The following is a 12,058-nucleotide window of genomic DNA, read 5'->3' as shown; positions in this document are numbered from 1 at the left end:
TCGTATTTCCGCTGAAGGAGGTAACGATCATGTTCGAAGGTCAACCGCAGGCCGACATCGATGCGCTCATCAAGGCCGATCCGGAGTTCAAGCAGCTTTACCAGCGCCATCGCGAGCTCGACAAGAAGGTCACCGACGCCGAACTCGGCGTGCTGCCCATCGACGACACGCTGCTCGGCCAGATGAAGCGCGAGAAGCTGCACGCCAAGGAGCGTTTGCTCCGGATCTACGACGCCAAGCCCCACTGATGGCCTGACTTTCTCGTCGCGGGCGGCGGCGGCCTCCTCGTCGGCCGTCGCCGTCCGCGTCACCCGATGCGATAATCCCGGCCCTGTACCGCACCGGATGCACGGCCGCATGGCGATCCACTCTTCCGTACTCGAGCTGATCGGCGACACGCCGATCGTCCAGGCCAGGCGCCTCGACACCGGGCTCTGCACCCTCTATCTCAAGCTCGAGAGCGCGAATCCCGGCGGATCCATCAAGGACCGCATTGGCATGTCGATGATCGAGGCCGCCGAGCAGCGCGGCGATCTGAAGCCGGGCGCGACGCTCGTGGAAGGCACCGCCGGCAACACCGGCATCGGACTGGCCCTCGTGGCCCAGCAGAAGGGCTACAAGCTCATGCTGGTGGTCCCGGACAAGATGAGCCGGGAAAAGATCTTCAACCTGAAGGCCATGGGCGCCGAGGTCATCCTGACCCGTTCCGATGTGGCCAAGGGACATCCGGAGTACTACCAGGACCTGGCCGAGCGCATCGCGCGCGAAACGCCGGGCGCCTATTTCGTCAACCAGTTCGGCAACCCCGACAATCCGGCGGCGCACGAATTCGGCACCGGACCGGAGATCCTGCGCCAGATGGACGGCGAGCTGGATGCCATCGTCTTCGGCTGCGGCAGCTCCGGCACGATGACCGGCCTGTCGCGCTGCTTCGCCCAGCATTCGCCGCAGACCGAGATGGTGTTGGCCGACCCGGTCGGATCGATCCTGACCCAGTACATCAACGAAGGTGTCCTGAGCACAAAGTCGGGCAGCTGGCTGGTGGAAGGGATCGGTGAGGACTTCCTGCCGCAGATCTCCGATTTCAGCCGGGTCAAGAAGGCCTATGCGATCAGCGACGGCGAGAGCTTCCATACCGCCCGCGAGCTGCTGGCGAAGGAGGGCATCCTGGGGGGGTCGTCCACCGGCACCCTGCTGGCTGCGGCGCTGAAGTACTGCCGTGAGCAGACCACGCCGAAGAAGGTGCTGGTGTTCGTCTGCGACACGGGCAACAAGTACCTGTCGAAGATGTACAACGATTACTGGATGCTGGACAACGGCTTCATCGACCGCCCCCAGTACGGCGACCTGCGCGACCTCATCCTGCGCCCCTACAGCCAGCGCGATACGGTCGTGGTCAGCCCCACCGACCTGCTCACCACCGCGTACCAGCGCATGAAGCTGTACGACGTCTCACAATTGCCGGTAATGGAAGGCGACAAGCTGGCCGGCATCGTCGACGAGAGCGATGTGCTGCTGCACGTCTATGGCGACGAGGCCCGGTTCCGCGATCCCGTCTCGACCGCGATGGTCAGCAAGCTCGACCGGCTGGACGTGCGGTCGCCGATCGAGGCGCTGCTGCCCGTGTTCGACCGCGGGCAGGTCGCCATCATCACGGACGGCGACGCCTTCCTGGGCCTGATCACCCGCATCGACCTGCTCAACTACCTGCGACGCCGCGCCCAGTAGGCGAAGCGGCAGATCCGCCGTCCGACAGGGGCGGGCGGCGGTACAAGGACGATACGTTAAGGCCCGGCTGGTAGAATGCGCGGCTGCTTGAAGGAACATGAACATGGCGCACTCTTCCACCCCCGCCAGCGGGACGCCCGGCGACTTCGCCTTGGGTACGCTCGCCATCCACGGCGGCCAGTCTCCCGACCCCAGCACCGGCGCGGTCATGCCGCCGATCTACGCGACGTCCACGTACGCGCAGAGCAGCCCGGGCGTGCATCAGGGCTTCGAGTATTCCCGGACTCACAATCCCACCCGCTTCGCCTACGAGCGTTGCGTGGCGGCGCTGGAGGGCGGCAGCCGCGGTTTCGCTTTCGCCTCCGGCATGGCCGCGACGTCGACGGTGCTGGAACTGCTGGACAGCGGCAGCCACGTCATCGCGATGGACGACCTGTACGGCGGCAGCTACCGCCTGTTCGAGCGCGTGCGCAGGCGCACGGCGGCGCTGGATTTCAGCTTCGTCGACCTGACCGACCTGGTGGCGTTCGAGTCCTCGATCCGTCCGGAAACGCGGATGGTGTGGGTTGAAACACCCACCAACCCCATGCTGAAGATCGTCGATATCGCCGCCATCTGCGACATCGCGCACAAGCGCGGCCTGCGCGTGGTCGTCGACAACACCTTCGCCTCCCCGATCCTGCAGCGTCCGCTGCAGCTCGGCGCCGACATCGTGATGCATTCGGCCACCAAGTACCTCAACGGCCACTCCGACATGGTCGGCGGCATCGTGGTGGTCGGCGACGATGCGGAGCTTGCCGAACAGATGGCGTTCCTTCAGAACTCCATAGGTGCCGTGCAGGGGCCGTTCGACAGCTTTCTCGCATTGCGTGGACTGAAGACGCTGCATTTGCGGATGAAGGCGCATTGCGAGAACGCACTGGCGCTGGCGCAGTGGCTGGAGACGCATTCTGCGGTCGAGAAGGTCATCTATCCGGGGCTTGCCTCGCATCCGCAGCATGCGCTTGCCGCGCGGCAGATGCAGGGATATGGCGGCATCATTTCCATCGTCCTTAAGGGCGGCTTCGACGCGGCCAGGAAGTTCTGCGAAACCACCTGTCTATTCACGCTCGCCGAATCCTTGGGCGGAGTTGAGAGTCTAGTCAATCACCCGGCGGTGATGACGCATGCATCTGTGCCGGTCAAGCGTCGGGAAGCACTGGGGATCAGTGGCGGATTGGTGCGGTTGAGCGTGGGGGTGGAGAGTGTCGAAGATCTCAACCGTGATGTCGCCACGGCTCTTGCCCTCGCATGAGCGCTCCTAGAAGCCCTTCCGCAGGATATACCCCAGTGATGACCAAGACCTTCCAGTACTATCTGGAACTGACGTGGGAGATGACAAAGCGCGACCTTTCAGCCCGATATCGGGGTTCGTTACTCGGCGTGGCGTGGTCGCTGGTTACCCCCGTTCTCATGCTTCTGGTATACACGTTTGTCTTTGGCGTGGTGTTCAAGGCGAGGTGGGGGGGCACGGAGTTGGATTCCGCGGACTTCGCGTTGGCGTTGTTCACCGGTCTCTTGACGTTCGGCATATTCTCCGAGAGCGTTAACCGCTCCCCTAGTTTGATTCTGGGTCACCAGAACTTGGTCAAGAAGGTCGTATTTCCCTTGGAAATCCTGCCGTTGATGGCGGTTCTCACGGCTGTAATCCAAGCGGGGATAAGTTTGGCCGTACTGCTGGTCGCATGCATCGTGATGAGGGGTGGGCTTCCCTGGACGACGATCTACGTGCCGCTAGTGCTGGCGCCCGTCATTCTTCTCACCCTAGGGTTCACGTGGGGCCTTTCCGCGATGGGGGTGTTCCTGCGCGATATCGGCCAGGGCGTGGCGGTGGTCACCACGGCACTCATGTTCCTTACGCCGATCTTCTATCCGTTGGAAGCCTTGCCCGAAAGCTACCGCCATCTGGCCGCAAGCAGTCCGTTGGCGGTCGCGGTGGAGAACATGAGGCAGGTGGTTTTGTGGGGGAAGCAGCCGGATTGGAGTTCTGTGCTCGTGGGCCTTGCCGTCTCGGTACCGGTGGCGATCACTGGATATGGGTTGTTCATGAGAACGAAGAAAGGGTTCGCTGATGTCCTCTGATTACGCCATTCGCGTTTCCAATGTCAGCAAGTGCTACCACGTATACGAGAAACCGCAGCACCGCTTGTGGCAGTTCATCGCGCCGCGGCTGCGTAGGCTATTGCCGCGGCGTTGGCGAAACTCTGACGGCGACCGTTACCAGTTGCGTTCCTTCTTTCGCGAGTACTGGTCGCTTCGCGGCATATCATTCGACGTCAGGCGCGGCGAATCGATCGGCATCATCGGCATGAATGGCGCGGGGAAATCGACGCTCCTGCAGGTCATTGCCGGCATCCTGGCGCCCACATCGGGCTCGGTGAGCGTCAACGGGCGCCTGGCTGGCTTGTTCGAACTGGGGTCCGGCTTCAACCCGGAGTTCACGGGTCGCGAGAATGTTTTTCTGAATGGCGCGATCCTCGGCTTCACGCGAGCGGAGATCGAGCAGAAGTTCGCGGAGATCGAAGAGTTCGCAGGTATCGGCGAATTCATGGATCAGCCGGTCAAGACCTATTCCAGCGGTATGGTCGTGCGCCTGGCATTCGCGGTGCAGGTCCAACTTGAGCCGGACATCCTGGTAGTGGACGAAGCGTTGGCCGTAGGCGACGCGTTGTTCCAGAAGCGCTGCTACTCGCGTATCGAAAAGTTCCTTGCGGGCGGCGGTACATTGCTTTTCGTGTCGCACGATCAGGAAGCGGTGCGGACCTTGACGGATCGCGCAGTTCTCCTCAAGGGCGGTGAGGTGGTGTGCCTTGGTTCTTCCTCCGAGGTGGTTCTGGAATACAGGAAGCTGCTGCACGAGGAAGAGAACCACTATGCGCGGGAGGTTCTCGCGCATCTGTCCAGTGCCGCCGAGGAAGAGTCGTCACCGATCGATGCGAATCAGGATTCGCGGAGCCTGACATCGCAGATGTCTTTCGGAGACCTCGATGTCGAAGTGCGGGACGTGCGGGTCAATGACGGGTCTGGCAATGGCTGCGATCTTTTCTATCCAGGAGATAAGGTTCACCTGAAGATCCGGTACAGGGCCAACAAGGATGTTTCCAGGCTGAACTTAGGTATCCGTCTGAGGAACAAGGAAGGCGTCAAGATCTATTCGGCGGGAACCTTCAACGACGACCTTGCCCTGGTCGCGAAAGATCCTACCGCGCGTGGTATCTGGCATCGCGACTTCAAGCATGGGCAGGAGTTCGATCTCGAGATGAGCTTCGCATGCATTCTCGGAGAAGGCTTCTATGAAATCCAGGCGTATGTGACCGAGGAGAGGGCGCTGGGGCCTGGCCATCAGCGCACCCTTCACTGGAAGGACGAAGCAGCGTTCTTCCGGGTGTCCATGGACAAGTTCTCTCGCTGGTACGGTGGTGTTTGTGACATCGGTGCCGTCAATGATGTGCGAGTGTTGTCATGAGTGCGCAAAACGTCGGCAAGACGTTTACGGATCCTGAGGCGACCGCGCGCTGGGTGAAAGTGGCCGCCGGCTTTGGTGCAGTCGAGATCGACGGTGAATTCGCAGAGGCGCTGCGCGGCCACCTGAATGACTGGTCGGTAATCTTTTTGGAGCAGGGCAGTACGGATGCGCGCGATGCCTGGGCGCACGCGGGGCCGATTCGTGCCACCAATGAACTTGAAGCTCTCGCGGAACGGGCGATGGCTTCCGGCGCGCGACGCTTGGTGGTGGCGGTATGCTTTGAGTGCGACGAAAGAGATGAAGGCGAGGTGGCCCGCGCCAGCGGCCGAGACGTCAGGGCTGCGCTGGAGCAGGCGTTCATCCTAGCCGGCGCGCGCAAGCACCCGAGCACCTACCTGCTGTGCGATTACGAGACGATGGGGAGCGAATCCGGCGAGGTGCGCGCCATATTCGAGCCACTGCCGGTCGCGGCCCTGGAAAAGTATCCCTTGCATGTGCTCAAGGAAGAGCGTGATCTGCACATGGACATGCTGCGAGAGGCAGGCGAGCGGTCCGATGCGCATGTGGCCCGCTACGAGTGGGCGTGCCGCTACATAAGACCTGGTGACCGGGTGTTGGATGCGGCCTGTGGATTGGGCTATGGCGGCTACGTCATGTCGAAGCGGTCGGAGGCGCACAGCATCCTAGGCATCGACGGCAGTGACTGGGCGCGTGAGTACGCCGATCTCAGTTTCGCCAGTGAGCGCGTCAAGTTCAGGACTGGCCTTCTTCCGGAGGTGTTACTGGACTATCCGGATGCCAGCTTCGATCTCATCGTGTCGTTCGAGACGCTTGAACACGTTGAGGATCCCGTCGCGCTGCTGCGCGAGTACGCGCGGTTGCTAACGCCAGGTGGTCGAATCGTAGCCAGCGTGCCCAACGATTGGGCGGATGAAACCGGCAAGGATCCAAATCCGCATCATCTCCACGTCTACGAGTGGGAACGCCTGCAGCTTGAGATGTCAGGCTCGTTCTTGGTAGAGGAGGCTTGGCAGCAGATTGCCAGCGGGTGCAAGCAGGGGGCCGACAGGGCTTGGCGCCCGGCGGCACGTCGACTGCGACGGGTGGTCGATCGAGCGACCCGATTACCCGACGCGGAGTGGTGGCTTGCGGTGGGCATGAAGGATCCATTGCTGGCCGACGATTCAATCCCGTATCGGAATTCTCTCCATGCCGGCTATGGCGGAAGCCGTCATCTGGTCGATTTCGCGGAGTTCTACCAGAACCCGTGGCTTGTCCACGCCTTGGTGGAGATTCCTTACAGGCTGCACGACAAGTCACTGCTTCGTGATCTCGCCGGACGTGCGGGGGCATCGTTCCCCTCGGGGTCGGCGGAGTTCGGTGCGTCGCTCGCCGTCTCCGGTTACGCCTTGCTCGAGCAGGGCGTCCTGGACGGCGCGGCGCTGGCCGCTTGGAGGCACGGCTACGTGGATTTCCTGCGGCAAGGCGACGCCGTGGCGAACCCCCATGTCGCGCGATGGAAAGTGTCCTTGGCTTTCCTGAGTGGACGTCTGCACTTGGCGGAGGGTTCGCTTCGCTTGGCTGCGGAGGACTTTCAGCGTGTATCCGTTTCGGAGGTAACCCATATCACGCCAACGTTGGGCACGAAGGTAATCGAAGCCGCTTATCGCCATGGCGCGATCATGTTCTCGTTGGGTGAGTTTGACGCCGCTAGGGTATCTTGGAAGCACGGTATCCATCGTGCCCGTGAGTGCCTTTCCGAAGATTGGGTGGAGTTCTATGGCGACTTGGATGCCCCGCTCGAGTTTTCGATGAACGACGCGGTTGAGATTGTCGATCAGGCGGCGCGTTGCGCGGCGGCTCTGCGGGCGACCTCCGGGGTAAGCGGAATCTCCCAGCACGATGCCCTCGCAATGGTGGAACGCAGATCGCTGCGATCCGCTTTGACGCTCATTACCTCTGACTTGGTGAGTGCGCTGGATGACAAGAAGGTCCAAGCGGAACGTTTGCGGGAAGCCATCACGACCTGCGATGAGCTGAGAAAGTCACTTGCGGTGGCCGAGGATCATTCCTTCGAGCGCATGAGCAAGTTGCAGGAGCTGGATACGGCTCTTGGAGAAGCACAGCGACTGTCGGTTGAGCGCTTGTCGACGATCGAGCAGCTCGTGCCAGCGCTGGAGTCGTCGAAAGCGGTGGCACGCGATCGAGGTGTCCGTATCGACGAGTTGAATGCCGTCATTGCGGGCCTTGAAGCTCAGGCCAAGGAGCGCCTTCGTCTTTGGGAAGCCACCGACCTCGCATTGGCGGAGACCCAGGAGCAGTCGAATGCGCGCGTCGATGAGCTGAAGGGCGTCATTGCGGGTCTTGAGACGCAGGCCCAGGAGCGGCTTCGTTTGTGGGAGGCCACCGACCTCGCCTTGGCCGAGACCCGTAAACAATCGAGTGCCCGTATCGATGAGTTGAACGCCATCATTTCGAGCCTCGAAACGCTGGCTCAGGAGCGGCTTCGTCTTTGGGAAGCCACTGATCTTGCCTTGGCTGAGGCCCAGAAGTATTCGCTAAAGCATGTGGAGCAGTTACGATTGCTTGGCAACGAGCTGGAAGACGAGCGCGACAGATCGCTTGGACGCCTGCAACAGGTCCAAGCCTTGGATGCTTCACGGCGTGATCTGGTGACTCACATCGAGAAGCTGAGTGCGCTGCTGGTTTCGGCGGGCATCGAGGTGCCGGTTCAGGGCGATCTGGCACCGCGCGGCGCCAACGCTGACGAGTGACCTGGCATGCACTACTCCATCGATTCATTGGTGGCTCGCAACGGCAAGCTTTTTGGTTGGGGCTGGGCGATCAGTCCTGCGGAGGGCGCGGTCAGCGTTGATATCCTCGTGGAGGGGCGTAATGGCTCTTGGTCGCTCGAGTGCCTGCCGGGAGGTATGCGCCGGGATCTGATCGACGCGTTTCCCGGCGTTCCTTACGCAGGGAGCAGCGGGTTCATGATCCAGGGCGTGCTACCACACGACGTGGAGGTGACCAGCGCGGTGCTCCGGATCCATCTGGAATCAGGCAACATCGAGACGGGAGAACTGCCTGTCCGTTTTTTCAACGGTGGCGAAACGGCGCCGAGTATGCTCCGGCGTGTAAGGGAGTCGTTTCATAGCAGGGGCCTGATGGCGACGATCGTGGCTGCTTGGCGGCTTGTCGTAGCGAGATGCGGGCGCTTCCTGGCTATTATCCATTCGCGCCGCTGGCAAGCGGTTTCTCGCGGCTCTCGCAGCAAGGTCCTGATTTTCGACCACGCCATGGGAGGCGGAGCGAACCGTTTCAGGAGCGAACTTGTCCAGAAGCTGCTGTCCGAGGGGCAGGCGGTGACGATCGTGATACCGGATCTGCCCACCCTGAGTTACCGGCTTGAGCATCACCAGCCATCTGGTGTGGACGCAACAGAACACGCGACCGAAGCCGGTGGTCTGCGCATGCTCTTGGATCGGCTCGCGTCGACAAGGTGGCACCGGATCTACATCAACAATCTCGTGTCCTTTGACGCGCCGTTGGAAGTCATGGCGTTCTGTCTGGAGCAACGGTCCGAGGGTGTCGCGCTCTCGTATTTCGTCCACGACTTTTTCCCCGTTTGCCAGGCGTGGAGCCTTGTCAACGACAAGGGACGGTATTGCGGCGTGCCGGCGCTGGAAGCCTGTACATCTTGCCTCGCCAGCCAGAAGGTCCCGTTTCGCGCTTTCTATCGCGAAGTCCTGCCTGCGGATTGGAGGGAGCGATGGGCAGAGCTGCTGGGTTCCTGCGACGACATCACGGCATTCTCGCAGTCCAGCGTGGACATCATGCGCAAGGCCTTCGGCGATCTGATTGCGGATCGGATCGACGTCAATCCCCATCGCGTCGACTACCTGTCTGGTGTTCGGGTTGAGCCCGCGCTTGACGGAGTGCTCAATGTCGCGCTGATAGGACACATCAGTGCCATCAAGGGTGCATACGTGGTGAAAGAGTTGGTCGCTTACGCGGCGACTGAACGTCTTCCTCTGTGCTTCAAGGTGTTTGGCAGCATCGAGGGCAATCAGCCCTCTGAGAGACTGGAGGTATTAGGTCCCTATCGGACCGAGGACCTGCCGTCCCTCATGCGGGAGCATGGGATCGGTGTGTGTCTCCTTCCCTCCATCTGCCCCGAGACGTTCTCCTACGTCACGTCGGAGGTCATGGATATGGGTATGCCTATCGCGGTCTTCGATCTGGGTGCACCTGCGGAGCGGACACGGAAATACAAGTACGGGCTGATCCTGGACTCGCAGGAACCCGGAAACATGGCGACGAGCCTGCTGACATTCAGGGATGCGTTGCTGGAAGAAAGGAAAAAACAGAACTGATGGAGATCTTATGAAAACGGTCGTGTTCACCTCGGCGGCAGTCAATTACCTGCCGAAGGTGAGGAAGCTTTGCGCGTCAATCAAGAAATTCCACCCCGAATTCGAGGTCGTATTTGCGCTGTCTGACAAAGTGTGGGACGGCATCGATATGGAGAACGAGCCGATCGATCGTATCGTCTCCCTCGATCAGCTGGATATCGAGGACCGTGTCCGATGGGCTTTCTTCCACGACATTGTGGAACTGTCCACCGCCATCAAACCGTTCGTACTCAAGCGCCTGCTCGCGGAAGAGGGCGTGCAGCGCGTGCTGTACTTCGATCCGGACATGGTGCTCTTCTCGCGGCTCGACGATCTGCTCGAGCGGCTCGATGCATCGAGCATCGTCCTGACCCCGCATCAGACGTCCCCCGAGACCACGCTCGACGCGATCATGGACAACGAGATCTCGAGCCTCAAGCATGGCGTCTACAATCTCGGTTTCCTAGGCGTGCGCCCGACGGACGAGGGCACGCGTTTCGCCCAGTGGTGGGCAGACCGGATATATCATTTCTGTGTCGCCGACATTCCGAGGGGCTTGTTTACCGACCAACGCTGGATCGACCTCGCGCCCGCATTCTTCGATGAAGTTGGCATCCTGAAGAGCCCGCGCTTCAACGTGGCGACCTGGAACCTCACCACGCGGAAGATGACGGGAAACAACGAGGACGGTTTCAGGATCGATGGCCAGCCGCTGGGCTTCTATCATTTCACCGGTTTCGACAGCGGCGCGCACAAGGTCATGGCGGACAAGAACGCGGCGGGGAACAAGTCGGTGAGCGACATTGTCGGCTGGTACGCAGAAGAGACCCGGTTCGACGCCGAGGATCCCGCATCGGGCCGGTCGTGGGCCTACGGTACTTACAGCGATGGAAGCCCCATACCGCGTCCGCATCGTCGCCTTTACCGCGCGCGCCCGGATCTACAGCAAGTGTACGCAGACCCATTCGATGCGAGCGGAGAGCATAGTCTGAAGCGCTGGATGGAGACCCAGGGCCCAATCGAGCATCCGGAATACTTCGAAAAAAAAGCGGGTGGCTGAGGCGATCGTGGCCGGGTCGCAAGATGACGATGATCCGGCGCGTTTGCTTCAGCCTGAAGATGAAAGAGACCCGGAGCCCCCTGGTTCGGCGACTTCTGTCGCGCATCAGTGAAAGAGGGCTTTTCGCAGAGCTGAAACGGATTATCGAAAACTAGGAGCGAAATCCATGTTTAAGGAAGATTTTAATGTTTCGTGGACGCAACAGGGAACCGTGAAGGGACTGCTGCGCGGCATCATTTCCGGCACCACCCTTGACGAGCACACTGCCGTGGCGCTCGAGCTGGACGGTGTAAGGGCCGCCGCGACATCCTTGGTCAGCGATGCGGTTCTCGATGCGATCTACGTCAATATCCATACGCATCTCATCCCGAACGGACGACATGTCATCGCGCTCCGGCTCGAGATAGACGGACACAGCGTCCGTTCCGCCCCCTCCGTTGTCGAGGTGTCCAATGACGGCTCTCTCGCGGTGGCGGTGGAGAAATCCATGCGCGACAACGGGACGCCGCTGGTCTTCCTCGGGCAATGCGATTCATCGGCCTACGACTACAGCGACGTTGCGCTGACGCCTTGGCACGAGCGCGAGCCTGCCCAAGTGGAGGAGCACATCAGGGGACTTCAGGACGCGGGCGTCGTGAATGACTTGGAAGCCGACGCGCTGCGCAGTTTCTCCAAGAACGGCTTCATGGTGCTCGAAGGGCTTATCCCGGATGCGGCGGTTGACCAGGCCAACCGGGACATGGATGAAGCGATCGATAGCAAATACCAGGGTTACGAATACGGCCAGAGCACACGCCTCGAACAAATGCACGTGACGTTCCCGGGTATCCGGGACATCTGGCTGAACAAGGATGTGCACAGGTTGCTGGGCGCGATTTTCGGTACCCCCTCCGAACCCTGCCAATCCCTCGTGTACGTCTTCGGCAGCCAGCAGGATGCGCACCAGGACACGATCCACCTGACGCCGTTTCCCGCCGGCTACATGTGCGGCGTATGGGTCGCGCTGGAAGATGTGCGTGACAACTCAGGAGAACTGGTCGTTTATCCGGGCAGCCATCGCTTGCCCCGTGTTTACCTCAAGGATGAGGAGTGCGCGAAGGTGGGGGGCGACTGGAGTGAGTTTGGGCAGAAGGTCGTGGGTCGCTGGTCGAAGATGATCTCCGATGCGGGGCTGGAGCGGAGCGTGTACAAGGCCAAACGCGGCAGCGTGCTCATCTGGCATGAAAACCTGATGCACGCGGGGAGCGTGCGGATCGACAAGTCCCTGAGCCGACGTTCGATGGTGAGCCACTGCTTCGCTCAAGGCTCGGTGGTCTACTACGATTCGACCGGCCTGGTCGGATCGTCGACGTCGCTTTCATCCATTTAGTCAGT

The 12,058-nt window shown here is 61.0% G+C and carries 9 protein-coding genes; all 9 read left to right on the top strand.

What is annotated here, in order from left to right:
* The first annotated feature begins 29 nt into the window (after nucleotides 1-29).
* The 9 genes from AC1Q5B_RS00800 to AC1Q5B_RS00760 all read left to right on the top strand — a co-directional run bounded on the left by AC1Q5B_RS00800 (nucleotide 30) and on the right by AC1Q5B_RS00760 (nucleotide 12,053).
* A complete protein-coding gene (locus tag AC1Q5B_RS00800) occupies nucleotides 30-248 on the top strand; it encodes an HP1242/YdcH family protein (protein WP_055940917.1) in 219 nt (72 codons plus the stop codon).
* Nucleotides 249-357: 109 nt separating this feature from the next.
* The gene (locus AC1Q5B_RS00795) at nucleotides 358-1,728 is read left to right on the top strand and encodes a pyridoxal-phosphate dependent enzyme (RefSeq protein WP_492629846.1); all 1,371 of its coding nucleotides are present in this window, start codon (nucleotides 358-360) and stop codon (nucleotides 1,726-1,728) included.
* Nucleotides 1,729-1,831: 103 nt separating this feature from the next.
* Nucleotides 1,832-3,022 (top strand): cystathionine gamma-synthase, encoded by a 1,191-nt coding sequence (locus AC1Q5B_RS00790; protein ID WP_492629845.1) that lies wholly within the window; start codon nucleotides 1,832-1,834, stop codon nucleotides 3,020-3,022.
* 38 nt (nucleotides 3,023-3,060) lie between these two features.
* The gene (locus AC1Q5B_RS00785; protein ID WP_492629844.1) at nucleotides 3,061-3,849 is read left to right on the top strand and encodes an ABC transporter permease; all 789 of its coding nucleotides are present in this window, start codon (nucleotides 3,061-3,063) and stop codon (nucleotides 3,847-3,849) included.
* Nucleotides 3,839-5,233 (top strand): ABC transporter ATP-binding protein, encoded by a 1,395-nt coding sequence (locus AC1Q5B_RS00780; protein ID WP_492629843.1) that lies wholly within the window; start codon nucleotides 3,839-3,841, stop codon nucleotides 5,231-5,233. Before AC1Q5B_RS00785 ends, AC1Q5B_RS00780 begins: the two co-directional genes overlap by 11 nt.
* Nucleotides 5,230-8,007 (top strand): class I SAM-dependent methyltransferase, encoded by a 2,778-nt coding sequence (locus tag AC1Q5B_RS00775; protein ID WP_492629842.1) that lies wholly within the window; start codon nucleotides 5,230-5,232, stop codon nucleotides 8,005-8,007. The genes AC1Q5B_RS00780 and AC1Q5B_RS00775 overlap by 4 nt, the downstream gene beginning before the upstream one ends.
* Nucleotides 8,008-8,013: 6 nt before the next feature.
* The gene (locus AC1Q5B_RS00770; RefSeq protein ID WP_492629841.1) at nucleotides 8,014-9,606 is read left to right on the top strand and encodes a glycosyltransferase family protein; all 1,593 of its coding nucleotides are present in this window, start codon (nucleotides 8,014-8,016) and stop codon (nucleotides 9,604-9,606) included.
* A gap of 10 nt (nucleotides 9,607-9,616) precedes the next feature.
* Nucleotides 9,617-10,684, top strand: coding sequence for a glycosyltransferase family protein (locus AC1Q5B_RS00765; protein WP_492629840.1), 1,068 nt, complete (start codon nucleotides 9,617-9,619; stop codon nucleotides 10,682-10,684).
* Between the two features lie 166 nt (nucleotides 10,685-10,850).
* The gene (locus AC1Q5B_RS00760) at nucleotides 10,851-12,053 is read left to right on the top strand and encodes a phytanoyl-CoA dioxygenase family protein (protein ID WP_492629839.1); all 1,203 of its coding nucleotides are present in this window, start codon (nucleotides 10,851-10,853) and stop codon (nucleotides 12,051-12,053) included.
* The last annotated feature ends 5 nt before the right edge of the window (nucleotides 12,054-12,058 follow it).

Source organism: Pseudoxanthomonas sp. GW835-FHT14C01 (genome assembly GCF_058793715.1).
Note: the sequence above shows the minus strand (reverse complement) of the source record. Positions and strands in the feature narration are given on the sequence as shown.